The sequence below is a fragment of the Luteitalea sp. genome (assembly GCA_009377605.1).
In the GTDB taxonomy this organism is placed as follows: Bacteria; Acidobacteriota; Vicinamibacteria; order Vicinamibacterales; family Vicinamibacteraceae; genus WHTT01.
In genome coordinates, this window is sequence record WHTT01000038.1 from 1 (window position 1) to 17,593 (window position 17,593).

At 67.6% G+C, this 17,593-nt stretch carries 12 protein-coding genes and 1 pseudogene; 11 read left to right on the forward strand and 2 right to left on the reverse strand.

Features of this window, described 5'->3' with window-relative positions; all coding sequences use genetic code 11:
- Window positions 1-427: 427 nt before the first annotated feature.
- A pseudogene (locus GEV06_14175) lies at window positions 428-1,686 on the reverse strand (hypothetical protein).
- 70 nt (window positions 1,687-1,756) lie between these two features.
- On the opposite strand from GEV06_14175, the gene GEV06_14180 reads away from it, so the two are divergent.
- From GEV06_14180 to GEV06_14190, 3 genes are all read left to right on the forward strand, one after another.
- A complete protein-coding gene (locus GEV06_14180; GenBank protein ID MPZ19042.1) occupies window positions 1,757-2,017 on the forward strand; it encodes a hypothetical protein in 261 nt (86 codons plus the stop codon).
- A 64-nt stretch (window positions 2,018-2,081) separates the two neighbouring features.
- The gene (locus GEV06_14185; protein ID MPZ19043.1) at window positions 2,082-3,551 is read left to right on the forward strand and encodes an ATP-binding protein; all 1,470 of its coding nucleotides are present in this window, start codon (window positions 2,082-2,084) and stop codon (window positions 3,549-3,551) included.
- 555 nt (window positions 3,552-4,106) lie between these two features.
- Entirely contained in the window at window positions 4,107-5,957 is a 1,851-nt protein-coding gene (locus GEV06_14190) for a hypothetical protein (GenBank protein ID MPZ19044.1), read from the forward strand.
- Between the two features lie 192 nt (window positions 5,958-6,149).
- On the opposite strand, the gene GEV06_14195 is transcribed toward GEV06_14190, so the two are convergent.
- Window positions 6,150-9,374 carry a TonB-dependent receptor plug domain-containing protein gene (locus GEV06_14195; protein ID MPZ19045.1) on the reverse strand — a complete coding sequence of 1,075 codons (3,225 nt, stop codon included), beginning with the start codon at window positions 9,372-9,374 and terminating at the stop codon, window positions 6,150-6,152.
- On the opposite strand from GEV06_14195, the gene GEV06_14200 reads away from it, so the two are divergent.
- From GEV06_14200 to menC, 8 genes are all read left to right on the forward strand, one after another.
- A complete protein-coding gene (locus GEV06_14200) occupies window positions 9,375-10,838 on the forward strand; it encodes a DUF4861 domain-containing protein (GenBank protein ID MPZ19046.1) in 1,464 nt (487 codons plus the stop codon). It begins immediately after the preceding gene.
- Entirely contained in the window at window positions 10,838-11,575 is a 738-nt protein-coding gene (locus GEV06_14205; protein MPZ19047.1) for an amidohydrolase family protein, read from the forward strand. Before GEV06_14200 ends, GEV06_14205 begins: the two co-directional genes overlap by 1 nt.
- Window positions 11,572-12,336, forward strand: coding sequence for an amidohydrolase family protein (locus tag GEV06_14210; GenBank protein MPZ19048.1), 765 nt, complete (start codon window positions 11,572-11,574; stop codon window positions 12,334-12,336). The genes GEV06_14205 and GEV06_14210 overlap by 4 nt, the downstream gene beginning before the upstream one ends.
- Before the next feature lie 10 nt (window positions 12,337-12,346).
- Window positions 12,347-13,231 (forward strand): FAA hydrolase family protein, encoded by an 885-nt coding sequence (locus tag GEV06_14215; protein ID MPZ19049.1) that lies wholly within the window; start codon window positions 12,347-12,349, stop codon window positions 13,229-13,231.
- Window positions 13,228-14,268 (forward strand): hypothetical protein, encoded by a 1,041-nt coding sequence (locus tag GEV06_14220; GenBank protein ID MPZ19050.1) that lies wholly within the window; start codon window positions 13,228-13,230, stop codon window positions 14,266-14,268. Before GEV06_14215 ends, GEV06_14220 begins: the two co-directional genes overlap by 4 nt.
- Window positions 14,265-15,524 (forward strand): aminotransferase class V-fold PLP-dependent enzyme, encoded by a 1,260-nt coding sequence (locus GEV06_14225; GenBank protein ID MPZ19051.1) that lies wholly within the window; start codon window positions 14,265-14,267, stop codon window positions 15,522-15,524. Before GEV06_14220 ends, GEV06_14225 begins: the two co-directional genes overlap by 4 nt.
- Window positions 15,428-16,318, forward strand: a complete 891-nt coding sequence (locus GEV06_14230; protein MPZ19052.1) for a helix-turn-helix domain-containing protein — start codon at window positions 15,428-15,430, stop codon at window positions 16,316-16,318. The genes GEV06_14225 and GEV06_14230 overlap by 97 nt, the downstream gene beginning before the upstream one ends.
- Before the next feature lie 123 nt (window positions 16,319-16,441).
- Window positions 16,442-17,587 carry an o-succinylbenzoate synthase gene (gene menC, locus GEV06_14235; GenBank protein ID MPZ19053.1) on the forward strand — a complete coding sequence of 382 codons (1,146 nt, stop codon included), beginning with the start codon at window positions 16,442-16,444 and terminating at the stop codon, window positions 17,585-17,587.
- The last annotated feature ends 6 nt before the right edge of the window (window positions 17,588-17,593 follow it).

A 17,593-nucleotide genomic window follows, 5' to 3' on the forward strand; every position in this document is an offset into this window, starting at 1 on the left:
GGGAGCATACAGGCCGTATTTGACCGACGAGCAACGCCGCCAGCCGGGATGCCCCGCCCGGGACTTATGTGACGAATCACTGTTACGGGACACTAGGTTCCGGCGAGCCTTCGAAACGCTACCGTGCATGACAGTCTCCTTTGGGGTGCCCGCGCGGACCCGCCAATTGACCGCAGGAATTTCTGCTATGCAGAACTGGTTCTATTTGTGACGGCTGGCTACGGAGTCTACTCATGCGTACCGAGAGTGTCAACAGCTTGCCCGCGAAATGTTTGCGTGAAATGCCCGCGAACAGTCCAAAGATGTGTCTGTCTCCTGCGTGCGAGACCGAATGGGAGCAAAGCTGCTCCCCTGAGCGCTGTCGGAACGGAGACCCCCGTCAGCTCGCACCGGGGCGGCCGGCGTGGGCCTCGGTGCGGTCCAGCATTCACAGCGTGGATCCGAGGCCGGCCGGTATCGCGAACGCGAGCTGATGCAGGCCTCCTCGTGGCTGGAAGAGGGACGCCAGTCGAGGCAGCCAGTCACGATTGGCGTCAGGCGTGAACTGCGGCGAGTTCAGCTCGACGCCATTGATCGTCGGCACGTGGGCCGCGAACAGGGCGGCATGAATGGCCGCCAGGCCAGGGTTCGTCAGGTCCTGCATGGCGAGCAGAAGCTTGTGTTGGGCCGCCCATGCCGCAACGACCAGCGAGAAGCTGTGTCCCTTGCAGGTCTTGACGGCGAGACCGCTCCACCCCTGCTCGACAGCCGCCGGAAGCACGTCGCCGCCGACGAGGCCTTCATCCAACAGGACAGGCTTGAGCCGTGCCACCTTGCGCCAATCGAAGGCGTGGCGGCGGATGTCGCGACCGGTCGGCTGCTCGAGATACGCGACGGCCTGGAACGCCTCGGGATCGGCCCCACGAAGCCGCTCGAGATAGTCGACGACGCTGTCCGCGTCCGGGTTGCCTTCATTGCTGTCGAGCGACAGCCTGGGACGTCCGCGACTGAGCGCCTTGGCTGTTCGAAAGATCTCGACCGTGCGAGCCACGTCCGCCGCGCTGTCCTTTCCGGAGAGCTTCAGCTTGAAGCAACCGTAGCCCCCTGCGCGCACGATCGGCAGCACCTCGGCCGTCAGGGAGTCGTGTGCGCCGACGATCCACCAGGCGGAAGCGCTGTGACCGGCTCGCGGACGATGCGCTGGATGGCTCGACAGGCGCCGGTCTTCGGAAAGTAGCGGTCTGCGGTGGGGATGGGGACTGGCTCGGTGTAGAGCTGGAATGCCGAGCGACCCAGGGCGATGCCGGCAGCGTCGTGTATGGCGGCATCGAACGGGCTGGCGCACATCAGCCGGGCGAGCACCGGCGGATGATCCGCTGCCCACATGGCACCATGCAGGCGGAGGCCGAGCTCCAAGGGATGTTCCGCCTCGCCCCCGCAGAGCGAACCGAGGCCTCCTGCAATGGTTTCGCAGAGACGGCGGAGCGCTGCGTTCTTTTCTGCGTGCGAGAGCGACGCATCGGGCCAGGCCCAGAGATCGCTCAAATAGATGGAGGCACGGCCCGTAGCCTCCTTCCCCGCGACGATGACGCGGACCGCGACGCGAGCTTCCGTCAGCTTCGTGATCGGTCCGTTGCTCAATTGAAGCGGTCTGGCAAGTGCTCGCTCGAGGAACTCGACATCGGCATGCAGGAGCTCGGTGTTCATGTCGGTGGGATCGATGGCCCAAAGACCTTAACATGAGGGCAATCTCGCGGAGTGGAAGAGCGTCCGGCGAGTGAGGTCGCCGCCGGAGCTGCTGGTTGGCGAGCGACCACCGCTATCTGCTCGACACCGTGGCTCGTTCTCCGCAAGTCTTCGCCGCAACGGCCTCTTACCCGACGTCGTGTCCAAGGACGCCCGTCTGCTCGAGCGCATGCGACTGTCGGCGGCGGGCATCCGTGCCGTTCGGCTGGTCGGCGGCAGTCTTGAACGCCGAGGGAAGGACTGGATGGCCGTCGATGATCCGGTCCTCAGCGGGCTGCCCGCCGGCTCGTGACCATACAATAGTCACGCCGATAATGGTAGTTGAAACAACCATTGTCTGAGATACCATTGTGCCGATGCGCAAGCCGGACATCCTCTGGAATCGCGACGCCGAGTGGACCGACCTCGCGACGGTCGCCACCGACCCCAGGCCCGGCGCCACGCTGGCACTACTCTACGGGCGGCGGCGGCAGGGCAAGACGCTCATGCTGGAGCTGCTCACCGAGGCAACCGGCGGCTTCATGTTCACCGGCCTCCAGCAGTCAGCCACACAGCAGCTGGCGGGTCTTGGCGAAGCCTACGCTCGCTTCCGGAGGCTGCCAACACGAAGCGCGTTCGCGGACTGGCGGACGGCGATCGACGCCCTGCTCGCCCTGGGCGACGGCGTCAAGGCACCGGTCCCGGTCGTGCTCGACGAGTTCGGCTACCTGCTCGAGGCATCCCGCGAGCTCGCGTCGGTCATTCAGAACGGCCTCAGCCCGCGTGGTACCGCGCGTCGGCGTGGCCGCACTCGGTTGATTCTTTGTGGCAGCGCCTTGACAACGATGCGCAGTCTCCTCACGGGGAGCGCGCCGCTGCGGGGCAGGGCCAGCGCGGAGATCATGCTCAATCCCTTGGACTACCGCGCCGCGGCCGGTCTCTGGGGACTCGCGGGGCAGCCGGCGCTCGCCTTCCGCGTACATGCGCTCCTCGGCGGCACGCCCGCGTATCCTGAGATGGCCGGTGCCGCCCCAACGACCCTCGCCGCTTTTGACCGTTGGGTTCAGCAACGTCTGCTCCACCCGTCGAGCGCGCTCTTCCGCGAAGGCAACGTGCTGCTGCAGGAGGAGCCCGAGATCACCGACCGGCTCACCTGCCACGCGGTCCTGGCCGCGCTGAGCCAGGGCCGCACGCGCCGTGGGGAGATCGCCGCCGCGCTCGGGCGGCCGGATTCCAGCCTGACTCATCCGCTCGTTGCCCTGGAACAGGTCCAGCTCGTCGAGAAGGTGGAGGATGCGTTTCGGCAGAAGCGAAGTATTTATCGAATCCGCGAACCGATCATCCGTACGCACCAGTTGATCCTTCGCCCCAACGAGGCGCGTCTCGTCGCGCGAGCCTCGGCACGGGTGTGGGCGGACGCTCGAGAGACGGTCGTCTCCCTCATTTATGGCCCCCACCTGGAGGATCTGGCGCGAATCTGGTGCATGCACCATGCCGCCGAAGCGACCGTCGGTGGTGTCGCGACCAAGGTGCGGCCGGCCGTTCTCGCCTGCCGCGACCACCGGCGGGGACACCAACTCGATCTGGTCGTCACCGACGGCCGGCCTGGCAAAGGCGAACGGATCATCGCGATCGGCGAAGCCAAGGCCCACGGACGAGCCCTGGCCATCGAGGAGCTGAAGCGGCTCGATCATCTCCGCGCTCTCCTGCCGCCTAGCCAGGTCACGGTCCCGCCGCGTCTGATTCTGGTGTCCACGGCCGGAGTCGCGCGCGACCTCCGTGCCGAAGCGCAGCGTCGAGGTGACGTCGAGCTCGTCGACCTCGACCGCCTGTACGCCGGGCAGTGAGGGTTCGGCATGTCCGTGCGCGACAGGCGGTGGCGGTCGACGCGCTGAAGTCGCCCGCCTGCAGCTCCCGTCGCTGCCGCATCGCAGCAAGCCGGAACGACGGCGTCGTCTTCTCGCTGCCCCTGAGGAGCGGACAGAGGTCAATATGGATCCTCCGGAAGCGGTAGGCCCGACAAAGTGGCGGAAAACGCTTGCGCGTCTCTCGACCTGTCGGCCACGAGCGAGACCCAGCACGCGGGCGACCAGCGCACGGACACTGATGACAGCGACTCCGGCAAATCGAGCATGCCATACGGCACGTCAGTCTTGAAACCAGACATGTTGTTTCGCTACAGATGCATGACAAGGCCAAAGCTGTAGCCTGTCAACAGCTATAGTGAAGGCTCGGCTGTTCCGAAGTTGGCGCGACGCGATCGAGACCGCGGTGCGCGGATCGCGACCGGGAAGAGCGACGGGTATTGCTGTGTCAAACATGATTTGACAGAGCGAGGCCACGCATGCCATGGTGACGCCTGCCAGCCCGACGGTCGGGCTTTGGCCTTCTGGGAGAGCCCGATGACTCGCGCCATGGCCGCACGGCTGCTCGCGACACTGCTCCTGGCGACGACGCCGCTCACGACGGGACAGATCGCAGCTTCCTCGGGTGCCGCGCCCGGCCGCGCGCGCAACGTCGCACCGCTGTCCCCGGCGTCGCTGCCCTGGTACATGCGCGAGACCGCGATGACGGAGGAGGGCCGGCTCACCTTCCTGACCAAGCCCTGGTGGCCGAAAGCGCAGGCCCTGGCCGACGGCGAGCGCTTCACGCTGGACCTCGACGGCAACGGCCGGCCGGAGACGATCGTCACCCGTCAGAACGGGCACATCGTCGAGGCGATCGACGACTCGGGGCGCGCCGAGGAGATCTGGAACAGGGCGAGCACCGCCTATCTCGTGAGCTTCAAGGGCACCGGTCTCGTGGACCGGCTGGTCGACTACATCGACAATGACGACGACGGCCGGGCCGACGAGATGGAGCTGCGGTACTACCGCGACGGGTACCTGCGCTACGCCTGGTTCGGCGAGAACTATGACGACGACGGCGCACAGATCTTCGGGCTGAAGGAGTGGTCGTACGCCGGCGAGGAGGGGATCAACAGGTTTCGCGGCAACCTGCAGATCTTTCTAAACAAGTACGATCCGGTGACGAAAGAGTGGCTACCGCTCTCGGAGTGTCCCTTTGCGTTCTGGGACGACGATGGTGACGGACATGGCGATACGGTGCTGCGCGTGAGCGCGGCGCCGCTCGCCAGCCTGACGGGCCCCGATACCGACTACGCGAACAACTACGACTACATGTGGGCACCACAGGCCACGCCGCTCGGCGAGCTCGGCAACGTGAACGTGCGCCTGAGCTTCAATCTCGATGTCGAGCCGCGGCCGGAGGGAGTCGACGCGCCGCACTATACGTTCGGATTCACCATGGTGGGACGTGCGCCGTACGACTATCCCGACATGACCTACACGAATCCGCGTCGTCGCCCGCCGCAAACGGTGCGGCGCATCGCGTGGAAGCGGGGCATCGCCGTCGGCCTGCGCTATCCCGCACAGGAAACGGGGTTCACCTGGGATGAGTCGCGCTCGGTGCGGCGATGGGAGGGACAGTTCTGGATCTACGAGCGCGTCTATCTTTCCAACACCGGCGGCCCAACCACGCGCTGGAACATGCGCCGCGAGTATTCTCCGACGCCGTCGTCGGCGCGTGCGATCTACTACTCGGACGCTGACAAGCGCTATCACCTGTTCGGCGCGACGGAAGGATGGCTCGAAGCCGGATATCTCGTGGAGCCGCGCAAGGATCTCGAATTCCGCTGGTTCGACACCGATCGCGACGGCTATCTGGACACCGTGCAGGTGTTCCTGCCCGACCGTCCCACGCCCGTGCGTGTCGCGCGGTTCACGCCGCGGGCACGGCGAGTGCCGCTCGATCGGGAGGCCTTGACACGCGAGTACCACGAGCGCGTGCTCCCGAGGGCCATCGAGGAGAACCGCCAGATCATCGCGGCGCTGAAGAACGTGGCGCGCTCGCCGGCCGCCACCGCCTACGAGGCCGAGGCCGCGCGCGCTTCGCACCCGGAGCGCATCCGCTACTGTCTCGACATCGCGCGTGAGCTCCACTATCTCGCGGTACGCGACGCCCTGTACGCGCGGGCGGCGGCCGGTCCGTATCCGTCGCGGGAGCGAGATGGCCGGAAAAGGCGCAGCATGGACCCCGGCTCCCTGGAGACCGGCTACTCGATGGGCGACAGCCTGCGCTTCTGGAGGATGACGAAGGAGATCGAGGCGTTCAGCCAGCGCTACGACGAAGGCCGCTACGTGGAGGCGGCGCGAGCGCTCGACGCGCTCGCGTCCGCGCTGCCAGTCCGTTAGAAACGGACGCCTCGGCGAGGTGTCCCTACCATTGAACCCACGCCTCGGGCGAGGCGTCCCCTACCGTGTGGTAGGGCGCGTTCGCCGAACGCGCCGTGAAAAAGGAACCGGGGACCTTTTCCGCGACCAAGGAGGGAGGTCCTTCTCTGGGTATCGTTCGTCCCGGAAAAGGTCCCCGGTTCCTTTTTCACGCTAGAACGTCAGCTTCAGGCCAAACTGCAGGATCCGCGGAGCCGCGGCCGAGAAGACAGTGCCAGCCGTCGCGGTGTCGATGAACGCAGCCGGCCTGCCGTAGTTCGCGTGGTTGAACAGGTTGAACGCCTCCGCACGGAACTGCAGCGCGGCCCGCCCAACGAGCCGCTGCGTCCTCGACAGCACGAGGTCCACGTTGACGTAATTGTCGGCGCGCAGGATGTTGCGGCCGGAGTCGCCGAACGTGAATGCGGCCGGCACCTCGAAATCGGCCGGGTTGAACCACTGAGCCACCGTGGGCTCGTCACGGCCCCCTGAGCCGATACGGTTAGGCCGCTGGGGCGTCCCCGTGTTCGCCTGATCCACGCTGATGCGCGGCGTGAACGGCAGCCCGCTCCGCACCTGCACGATCGTGCCCACCTGCCACCCGCCGAGCAGCGCGCCCGCTACGCCCTCCGAGAGCCAGGGCTTGTCGGGACCGAACGGCAGCTCGTACAACCCGCTGAACACGAAGTTGTGCGTGACATCGAAGTCCGAGACCGCCCATTCCGCGTCGAAGTCCCGCGGGTTCTGCACCGCGCCGCCGATATCGGAGCTGACATCGTCCATGGACTTGGCGTAGGCGTATGACGCGAGAAACGACAGGCCCGCCGACAGCCGCCGCTCGACCTTGGCCTGCAGCGCGTGATACGTGCTGCGGCCGCCATCGTCACGCAGGATGCCCCGGCCGAAGCGCGGGAACGGGCGCCGCGTCTGGATGTCACCGGGGCCGGGCTCCGGCTGATTGAACCACACATCGCGCTCGAGATGCTTACCGCGCTTGCCCAAGTAGGAGATCTCGACGGCCATGTCGTCGAGCAACTCGCGCTGGACGGTCACGTTCCAGGTCTCTTCGTCGGGCGATCGTTGATCCAGCGGGCGCGCGTCGATGATCGGCGGCGAGGCAGCTGACGGCGGCTGCGCCGCGAAGAACTCCGCGAGCGAGCGGTTCGGGATAGGCGTGTCGTTGCTCGCGGCCTCGTCGAACAGGAAGGGCGGATTGATCACGCCGCCCGTGCGCCCGTTGGCGTTCACCGGCTCGTAGAACACACCGTACCCGCCGCGCAGCACGGTGCGGCCGTCGCCGAACAGGCGCCAGGCGGCGCTCACGCGCGGCGCGACGTTGTTCAGGTCGTTCGACTGGATCCGGCGGGGCAGGCCGAGCTCGTCGGTCGTCACGTATGCGCCAGGCAGCGCGTCGTACGCGGCGCGGGCGATCTTCTGGCCGTCCAGGTTCACGGGCGACGACAGGATCACCTGGCCGCGGCTGATATCGAACAGCGACAGCTGGTTGTCGTAGCCGAGCGGCCACGGATTGTACTCGTAGCGCAACCCGAGGTTGATCGTCAGGTCGTTCGAGACGCGCCAGTCGTCCTGGACGAACGCGTGCAGGTTGGTGAAGCGGTTACCGAACCGCTCGCGCGGGAACGACCGCTGGGCCGAGCCGGGCAGGCCCAGCAGGAAATCGGCGAAGGCCGATCCGGATCCGCTGACCGACGGGGCGCGCGTGTACGCGCCTGTGAAGCTGAACAATCCACTGTTGTACGCAGCGTTGAAGTTGCTGTTGTCCTGATACCGGTAGTCGAGGCCGGCCTTCCAGGTGTGGTTGCCGGCGAACCAGGAGATCGTCTGAATCAGCTGGTAGATGTCGTTGGTGTTGTTGAGTGGCCTGAAGGTGCGCCCGTCGATGCCCGCGAAGCCGATGATCCCGATCTGCGGGAACCGCGGGAGCTCCTCGGTCGTGCGCTCGAAGCCGCCGATGCCGGCGGCCTGCGTGTGGTTCGTGCCGAGGCCAGGGGCACCCTCGAGCGTGTATTCGCGGTTGTAGCCGAACCGCGTCTCGGAAAGCATGGCCGGGCCTAGCGTGCGCGTGTAGCTGGCAGCGGCGTTCTGAAACCGCGACGTGAGCGTCTGGCCGATGAGCGCCGGAAGGGCCGCCGGCGTGAACGTCTCGACGTCGACGAGTGTGTAGCGTCCGAATAGACTGCTGCCTCCGCCGAGCGCCTTGTCGACGCGCAGCGTGAGCTGATCGTTGTCGTCGCGCGTGCTCGGCGAGTGCACGAAGCGCTGCCCGTCAGGTGTGTTCGGCTCGGGCAGAAACTGGAGGAAGTAGGCGGCCTGCGGCGCGATGCGGTCGGCCGGGATGCGGTTATCCGGGAAGGTCGCACGCCTGAACGAGCTGCCCTCCACCACCGTGGTCGCTGGATCGAAGATAGGCGTGGCCCCAAAGTCGCCCTGCCGTTGTGCGGCCGTGGGGACGACGAGGTTGTATGTGACGCCGCGGCGTTCGCGAAGTCCTTCATAGTTGGCGAAGAAGAAGAGGCTGTTCCGGCGAATCGGGCCACCGAGCAGCGTGCCGAACTGCCTGCGGTCGAGCGGCGGCTTCTCGAGTGCGAACGTCTGGCGCGCGTCGAAGACGTCGTTTCGGAAGAAGCCGTAGGCGCCGCCGTTGAGCTCGTTCGTCCCGGACTTGATGGAGATGTTCACGAGGCCCGGCGAGCGTCCGAACTCGGCTGCGAACGCGCTCGTCTGCACCTTGAACTCCTGCAGCGCGTCCACCGATGGCAGCACGCCGGTGCCGCCGTTGATCGGCCCCGTGGTCGACACGCCGTCGAGCAGGAACTCGGTCTTCGTCGCGCGCGAGCCGCTCACCGCCACGGAGCTGGCGCGGCCCGTTCCCAGCGGCCCGCTGGCGGTGACGCCCGGCGTGAGCGTCGCAAGCTGGGTGAAGTTCCTGCCGTTCAGCGGCAGCTCCACGATCTTGCGATTGTCAATCACCTGGCCGAGCGCGCCGGTCGTCGACTGGACGAGCGGCGCCTTGGCCTCAACGGCCACCGATTCAACGATGTCGCCGAGCTGCAGGGTGACGTCGACACGTGCGGCCTGGTTCACCTGGAGCACGAGCCCGGTGAGCACCTGCTTCTTGAATCCGGCCAGCTCGGCGGCAAGCGTATACCCGCTGGGCTGGAGGGCGCGCACCTCGTAGCCGCCGGCGTCGCCGGTGACGACGGTCCACGTGGCGTTCGTGCGAACGTTGGTCACCGTGATCGTCACGCCCGGCAGCACGGTGCCGGACGGGTCGTAGACGGTGCCGAGCAAGGTCGCGTCGGTGCTCTGCGCCAAGACCGCACCGGACGCGAGCGGCAGCGCAGGCAGAACGAGCAGAAGGCGGATCGCCCAACCCATATGTCCTCCCAATCACACCGTCGTCACCGCAGGCACGCGTGGACGCTCCGGTCCGGGGTGCATTCGAGTGCCGCCGTGCGGGGAGACGGCAGCCGTCGTCTGGTCACTGAGCGTTGGGGAGAGTTAAACTCTGTTTGTCACAATTGTCAACCGCCATTTGACAGAGTGACACGGCAGTGTCATCATGCGCGCCGACACGAGATGGTCATGCTCGCGGTATCCCTCCTCGCCAGCGCGCTCATGGCGCCCCAGGCCCAGCCCCCGGACGACGTGCCGCCGGACTGGCTGCTTCCGAACTTCGCCGAGCGCTTGGAGCTCGACGTGATCAACCCGTCCTCGGCCTCCGTGCGCACGCTCGCCGCAGTGCCGGTCGCGCGGGCGTCCTCGGCCGCGCTGCGCTTTCCTGGCACGCTTGCGATCGTCGTGCGACCCGGTTCGCCGCCGGCGGTGCTCCCGTCCCAGATCGACGATCTGGACAGCGACGGCACGCCAGACGAGCTCGTGTTTCCGATCGAGCTGGACGCTCACGCCTCGGCACCAGTCCATGTGTATTTCTCGCGCACGCTACGCGACACGCTTCCCTGGCCGAAGCGCGTGCACGCGAGCCACGCCTTCGGGTACAACCACGCGACCGCGACGCTCGAGTCGGCGCTGATCGGGTATCGCACGTACGGCGGCTTCTTCCTCGATGTGCAGGCCCGGCACGAGGGGCAGCCGGGTCTGTTCAACGCGCTGGTGGGGTACCTGGGATCGCGTCATCCATCGCCGGCCGGACGCGACGTCATCCACCTGGGCGACACGCTCGGTCTTGGCGGGCTCTTCCTCCGCCACGGGCGCGAGGTCCAGCGGCCTCCGCTCAACGTTCCCGATTACGCGCACGCGCGTCCGCCACCCCACGTGCCGCGGTACCGCGTCGTCGCATCCGGCCCGCTGCGGGCGATCGTCGAGGCCCGCCTGGATCGGTGGCGGTTGAGCGAGGCCGAGCAGGTCGCCGTGCGCGCCACGTACACGATCACGGCCGGCGCAACGCACGTCGAATGCCGGTTTCAAGTCGTGCCGCTGCAGATCGTCCGCCGCTACGAGGTCGGCGCCGGCGTGCGCCACCTCCCGGACATGACCGTGGACCACGCGGCCGGACGTCTCGCGCTGCGCGGCACCGAATCGCCCGAGATTGGGGCGCTCGGCCTCGCGCTCTACTACGACACGTCCACGGCCGCAGCGGCGCCGCCGATCGCGACGAAGGACGGCGCGAACGAGGTCGTGCTGTTCCGCCGGCAGCTCGCGCCGGGACAGCTCGTCGAGGGCCAGTACTGGCTCGCCGCCGCCTGGAGCGGCACCGGTATTCGCGACCTGCTCTCGCACCTGACGCACGTGGAACAGCAGGCGCGCGCAGCCGTGCGGATCGAGCACCTGCGGCTCGCGCGAACTCCGTGGCCGGAGCGCATCGAAGGCGAGGCGCACTGATGCTGGTGGACTGTCACGTCCACATCGGCAAGTCCACCCGGCTGCAGATCGACGCCGACGGCGACCTGCTCGTGCGTCGCGCGGACGAGCTCGGCATCGACATGATCTGCTGCACCGACCTGACCGCGCTCTTCTACGACATGCACGAAGGCAATCGGCTGCTCTTCGAGGAGATGCGTCGCTTTCCCGATCGCATCCTCGGGTATGCGAGCCTGCACTCCACGCGGTTCGGCCGGGAGGCGCTCGACGAGCTGGAGCGCTGCCGCCACGACTACGGCATGCGCGGGCTCAAGATCTATTCGACGCCCGAGATGAGCATTGCCGAGCCGGCGATGATCCCCATCCTCGAGAAATGTGTCGAGCTGCAGTTTCCAGTCCTCGCGCACACGACACCGCCGGAGTGTGACTACCTGCTCGGGCACGTGCCGGAGTGTCGCCTCATCATGGCGCACGCCGGCGCGCAGCCCTTCGCGAAGGGCGACTGGAACCGGGCCATTCAAGCGGCCCAGCGGTTCGAGCACCTGTACCTGGACACCGCCAGCTCGACGATCGACACCGGGTTCCTCGAGACGTGTGTGGCGGCGCTCGGCGCGGACCGCATCCTCTTCGGCACCGACATGCCGCTGCTCGATCCCTGGCCGCAGCTCGAGAAGATCCGCGGCGCGCGCGTCTCCTCGTCACAGCTCGAGGCGATCCTCGGCGGCAACATCCTGCGCGTGATGGGAGTGCAGGCGTGATTCTCGACATCAACGCCTTCATCGGCAGATGGCCGTACTGGCCCATCCCCGCCTCCGCACCGCAAGAGGTCGCCGAGACGCTCGCCGCGGCTGGCATCGATCGGGCGGCCATCTGTTCCACGCGCAGCGTGTTCGTGCACTGGGAAGATGGCAACGGCGACGTGGAGCGCGCGTGCCGCGAGCACGACGGCCGGTTCGTGCCCTTCGCCTGCCTCGGCACGCTCGAGCTCAGCCACGCGCTCCCGCCGCGCGAGCTCGATCTCGAGGCGTACGCGCGACGCGGCTTTCGCGGCATCCGGCTGTATCCGCAGCACCACAGCTACCATCCGCTGTACAACGCGTTCGTCGACCGCATCCTCGAGGACGCCGCCGCGCGGCGATGGCCCGTGCTGCTGCCGCTCCGGATCGTGATGAACTGGGGCGTGCCGATGCAGGAGCTGCCGGTCATCGAGGCGCTGGTGGCACGGCACCCACGTGTGGTCTGGCTGCTGGCCGGCATCAACTATCTGTGGGAGCTGCAGCTCGCGGTCTGGCTGATGGCGCGCTATCGGGACGTACATCTCGAAACATCGTGCGTGATGGGGTACGAGGCCATCACGACGCTCGTGGCGCAATGTGGGAGCGACCGGATCCTGTTCGGCAGCGGCGCGCCGATCCAGCTCGCGGCCGCGGGCCTCGCGAAGATCCTGCGGGCGCGCATCAGCGACGCTGACCGGGACGCCGTGCTCGGCGGCAACGCGCGGCGACTGCTCGCCTTGTAGTGGGGATCCGATGCGCATCCTCCGATTCTTCGCTGACGACGATGCCGTGCACGTTGGCGTGCGTCGGGGCGCCACGGTGTTGGATCTCGGGCCGGCCCCCGGGCTCGATGCCGGCGCGGGCGGCGTGCGTGCGCCGCTCAGCGTGCCGCTGGCGCCGCCCATCGCGGAGCGGCCGTTGGCGACGCTGCGGCTCGACGCGCCCATCCGCGGCTCGCGCAAGCTGCTCGCGCTGGCCGGCAACTACCGCTCGCATGTCGTCGAGAGCGGCTTCACGCCGGTCGGGGAGCGCGAGACGGTGACGCCGCAGGTCTTCTGGAAACCGCCAACGGCCGTCAACCGTCCGGGCGGCGCCATCGCGCTGCGGCCGAACAACGTCTGCCTCGATTGGGAGATCGAGCTGGCCGTCGTGATTGGCCGGGCGGCGACGCGCGTGAGCACAGACGAGGCGATGGAGGCGGTCTTCGGCTACACGGCCATGAACGACATCAGCGAGCGCCGGTTCAACGCGCGCGTCGAGCCCCGGACCCTGCGCGAGCTCGATCCGTTCTTCGACTGGCTCATGGGAAAGTGGTTCGACGGCTCGGCGCCGCTCGGTCCCGAGATCGTGACGAAGGACGAGATCCCGGAGCCGCACGATCTTCGCCTCCGGCTGTGGGTGAACGACGAGCTGATGCAGGACGGCCACACGTCCCAGATGATCTTTCGCATTCCAGAGACCATCGCGTACATCTCGTCGGTGGTGACGCTCGAGCCTGGCGACATCATCGCGATGGGCACACCGGACGGCGTGGGCGCCGCGCGCGGGCTGTCGCTGAAGCCAGGCGATCGCGTGCGCGGCGAGATCGAGGGCATTGGCGTGCTCGACACGCTGATCACCGCCGAGGCGCCGCGATGAGAGCCGTCCGGATCGGCATCATCGGCGCCGGCTTCATGGGCCGGACGAATGCCGAGACGGTCACCCGCTATCTGACGCGAGCCGCGCTCGTCGCGATCGCTGGCGGGTCGCGGGCGGCCGCGCTCGCGCAGGACTACGGCGCGGCGTCCGAATCGTCCGTCGAGGCACTGGTGGCACGGGACGACCTCGACGCCGTGCTGATCAGCACACCACCGTCCGAACATGCGGCGCACGCCATCGCCGCGGCCGCACACGGCAAGCACGTCCTGCTGGACAAGCCGATGGCGACCACGGTGGAGGAATGCAATCACATCCTGCACGCCACGCAGGAAGCGGGCGTCACGCTGATGATCATGTTCGGCCAGCGGTTCCGCACCTGCAACATGACCGCGCATCGCCTGATTCGCGAGGGGGCGATCGGCGAGGTGCGCATGGTCGAGGAGCGAATCCTCGCCACGGGCGGGATTGGATCGCTGCCACCCTGGCAGAGCGAGCCGCAGAACGGCGGCACGTTCCTCGGTCACGCCGTCCACAACATCGACCGGATCCGGTGGCTGACCGGGGCGGAGGTGACGAGCGTCAGCGCGCAGGTCCAGCACGATCCCGCGCGCGGCGCCGAAGTGTCGACCATGGCGCTGCTCTCGTTGAGCAACGGCGGGATGGCGACCATCTGGTCATCGTGGAACGTCGCCAAGCCACTGTTCCCGGGCAGCGCGTCCGGTGCGTGGATCGCGGGACGTACGGGCAATCTCGATCTCGATGCGTACGGCCAGCTACGTCTGGGCAGGGACGAGACGTGGACCGTCGTGGCCGAGCAGGAGCCCATCGACTGGAAGGGTGAAGGGATGCTGGCGCGCGTGCGGATGAAGGCGTATCAGCTGCAGCACCAGGAGTTCGTCGATAGCATCCTCGAGCGGCGCGTGCCGTCGGTCACGGGTGAAGACGGGCGGGCAGCGGTCGAAGTAGCGGAGGCGGCGTATCGTTCCGCGAGGCTCGGACGAACCGTGCACCTCGGTCGCGTGAAGGAGAATCAATGACGCACGCGCTCGCCATTGACGGCGGCCCGAAGGCCGTGGCCGAGAAGCTGCCCACGTTCCTCGACGCGGCCGGACGCACGTTTGGCACGGAGGAGGAGCGCCTCGTCATCGAGGTCCTGCGTTCGGGGTGTCTGAGCCGCAACGGCGGCGCCATGGTCGAGCGCCTCGAGCGCGACTTTGCCACCGCGCTCGGCGTGCCGCACGCGATCGCCTGTTCCACCGGCACGGCGGCCGTGCACCTGGCGCTCGCCGCGCTGGATCTCGAGCCGGGTGACGAGGTCATCGTGCCACCCATCACCGACATCGGCTCGATCCTGCCCGTGCTCTGGCAGAACGCCGTGCCGGTGTTCGCCGATGTGGATCCGGTGACGCTGTGCCTCGACCCGGAGGATCTGGCCTCGCGGATCTCGCCGCGCACCCGCGCGGTCATTGCCGTGCACCTCGCGGGACAGCCATGCGATATGCCGGCGCTGACGGCGCTTTGCCGCCGGCACGGGTTCGTGCTGATCGAGGACTGCTCGCAGGCGTACTGGGCTGAATGCCACGGGCAGATCGTGGGCACGATGGGCGATCTGGCCTGTTTCAGCTTGCAGCAGAGCAAGCACATGACCTGCGGCGAAGGGGGGCTCCTCGCAACCCCCAATCACGCGTACGCTGCGCGCGCGCGGCTCTTCGCGGACAAGGCCTGGCCCCGCGATCTCACGTCGCTCGGATCGATGCGATTCCTCTTCCTGGCGCAGAACTACAGGATGAGCGAGCTGCAGGGGGCCGTGGCGCTCGCGCAACTCGGGAAGCTGCAGGCCACGCTCGCGTGCCGGCGGAGGCAGGCTGCCGCGCTCACGGCGCTGCTCGAGGACGTGCCCGAAGTGCAGTGTCCGCGGGCGGCCGCGGGCACGACACATTCGTTCTGGCTGTACATGCTGCGCGTGAACGAGGAACGGTGCGGCGCCCGCACGGCGGACTTCGGGACAGCGCTGCTGGCGGAGGGCGTTCCGTCGTGGGTACAATACATCGTCGATCCGTTGTATCTGTCGCCGCTCTTCACGGAACGACACACATACGGAGCGTCGGAGTATCCGTTCCGGCCATTCGGGCGGCAGGTCTACGACAGCGGCCTCTGCCCGCGTGCAGAACACGGACTCCGCAACGTCATTGCCCTATGGTGGAACGAGGCGTACACCGACGAGCACGTGAGGCAGATCGCGTCGGCGATCCGCAAGGTCGCCCGGCACTTCTCCCGCGCGATGGCCCGCTAGCCACGCGGCCAACGTCGAAATCGGACATCTATTACATCGAGGTGCTGGGCAAAGCGCTCGACATCCTCGACGTGTTCGTCCAGGCGCAGAAGCCGCGTCTGACGCTGCAGGAGATCTCGACGCTCAGCCGACTGAACAAGAACACGGTGTTCCGTGTGCTCTATACGCTCGTCGAGCACGACTACGTGGTCAAGCGGCAGCACGAGTACGAGCTGGGCCCCAAGGTGCTGGACTTGAGCGAGTCGAAGCTGGGACGACGGGATCTGCTGAGCGCCGCCGGGCCGTCGCTCGACGCGCTGCGTCGGCAGTTCCAGGAGACGGTCAACCTCGGCGTGCTGGAGGGAGGCCAGATCCGGTACGTCGACGTGCGCGAGAGCCCTCATCGTTTTCGCCTCGCCGAGCGGGTGGGCGGCAGCGACTTCCTGCACTGCACAGCGCTGGGCAAGTGTCATCTGGCGTTCCTCCCGTTCGACCAAGCGCGGCAACTGCTGAAGGCACAAGGCATGCCGCGGCAAACCACGCGCACCATTGTTACGTTGACCGCCCTGAAGGCGGAGCTCGACGGCGTCCGCCGGCAGGGCTATGCGGTCGACGCTCAGGAGAGCATGGAGGGAGCGTTCTGCCTGGGCGTGCCGATCCTCGACGATCACGACGCCCCAATCGCCGCAGTCAGCATCTCAGGGCCCATCACGCGCTTCAACGAATCCGTCGTGCCTGCGGCGAGCGACGCCCTACGCCGCGCCGCCGGAGAGATTCGCGCCAAGCTCGGATACGGGCGAGGCCCCCGGGCCTGATCCCGCCGGCCGCGCGCCTCACGTCCGCACAGCGCATCCAGGCGCATCGCCGTGGCCCCTGCGTATCGCACGAGATCGAATCTCGTTGCGGAATAATCAAACGCGGTTATACTCTGCGTAACCATGTTCGCGGTCGATGAGCTCGCGCGCCGCACCGGCCCCATCCGGCTCGCGCGCCTCGAAGCGTCGCGTGTCGAGATCGCCATGCACGAGCCCTTCCGGATCAGCTCCGGGACGGTGGCCTCGAAGGAGGCGGTCATCGTGTGCATACGCGACGGCGAGTCGCTCGGCTGGGGAGAATCGTCGGCGATGCCGGGCGGGTTCTACTCGTCGGAGACGCCCGACGGCTGCTGGCACGAGCTGACGGCCACGCTGCTGCCGGCGCTCGCTGGACGGACGTTCACCGATCTCGCCGCGCTCGATGGCTTCCTCCGGGAGCGCGCGACGACCCCATTCGTGCGTGTCGCCGTCGAGACCGCGGCATGGGAGCTAGCGGCGCGTGCCCGCGGGCAGTCGCTGCGTGCTCTGTTCGGCCTGCCGGACCGTGCCGTGCCCTCTGGCCTCGCGGTCGGGCTCTACGACGATCTGAGCGGGCTGCGCGCCGCGCTCGAGCGGTACCGGCCGCGCGACTACCTGCGGCTGAAGATCAAGATCACGCGCGGCGACGACATCGCGCTCGCCCAGGCCGTGCAGGACTGGTGGCCCGGCATGCCCCTGTCCGTCGACGCAAACGGGGATTACGCACGCGACGACTTCCCCGTCTTCGAGGCACTCGATCGCTCGGGCCTGGTGATGTTCGAGCAACCCTTCGGCAAGCGCGACCTCGAGACGTCCGCGGCGCTCCAGCGCATCGTGCGCACACCGATCTGTCTCGATGAAAGCGTGGACAGTGTCGAAGCGGCCGCGCGCGCGATCGCTCTGCGCAGCTGCCGGATCGTCAATGTCAAGCTGCAGCGCGTGGGCGGCTTTCTCGACGCGCTGCGGATCATGGAGGCATGCGCCGAGAGCGGCGTTCCCGTCTGGATGGGCACCATGCCGGAGCTGGGCGTCGGCGCCGCCCAGGCGCTGGTCCTGGCATCTCATCCGGCATGCCGCTTTCCAACCGACGTCGAGCCGAGCGCGCGCTGGTACGTGGATGACCTCCTCGCGCCAGCGCTCCAGCTCGAACGCGGCTATCTGCATGTGCCGTCGGGGCCGGGCCTCGGCTTCACCGTGGACGAGCGGTCGCTGGAGCGCCACACGCTGGATCGGCGAATCTTCGTGGAGTGAGGGGCG

What these genes read in the sequence shown, in the direction of transcription:
- GEV06_14185 (MPZ19043.1), top strand. Translation starts at nt 2,082, where the DNA reads ATGCGCAAGCCGGACATCCTCTGGAATCGCGACGCCGAGTGGACCGAC.
- GEV06_14190 (MPZ19044.1), top strand. Translation starts at nt 4,107, where the DNA reads ATGACTCGCGCCATGGCCGCACGGCTGCTCGCGACACTGCTCCTGGCG.
- GEV06_14195 (MPZ19045.1), bottom strand. Translation starts at nt 9,374, where the DNA reads ATGGGTTGGGCGATCCGCCTTCTGCTCGTTCTGCCTGCGCTGCCGCTC.
- GEV06_14200 (MPZ19046.1), top strand. Translation starts at nt 9,375, where the DNA reads ATGTCCTCCCAATCACACCGTCGTCACCGCAGGCACGCGTGGACGCTC.
- GEV06_14205 (MPZ19047.1), top strand. Translation starts at nt 10,838, where the DNA reads ATGCTGGTGGACTGTCACGTCCACATCGGCAAGTCCACCCGGCTGCAG.
- GEV06_14215 (MPZ19049.1), top strand. Translation starts at nt 12,347, where the DNA reads ATGCGCATCCTCCGATTCTTCGCTGACGACGATGCCGTGCACGTTGGC.
- GEV06_14220 (MPZ19050.1), top strand. Translation starts at nt 13,228, where the DNA reads ATGAGAGCCGTCCGGATCGGCATCATCGGCGCCGGCTTCATGGGCCGG.
- GEV06_14225 (MPZ19051.1), top strand. Translation starts at nt 14,265, where the DNA reads ATGACGCACGCGCTCGCCATTGACGGCGGCCCGAAGGCCGTGGCCGAG.
- GEV06_14230 (MPZ19052.1), top strand. Translation starts at nt 15,428, where the DNA reads ATGGTGGAACGAGGCGTACACCGACGAGCACGTGAGGCAGATCGCGTC.
- menC (MPZ19053.1), top strand. Translation starts at nt 16,442, where the DNA reads ATGTTCGCGGTCGATGAGCTCGCGCGCCGCACCGGCCCCATCCGGCTC.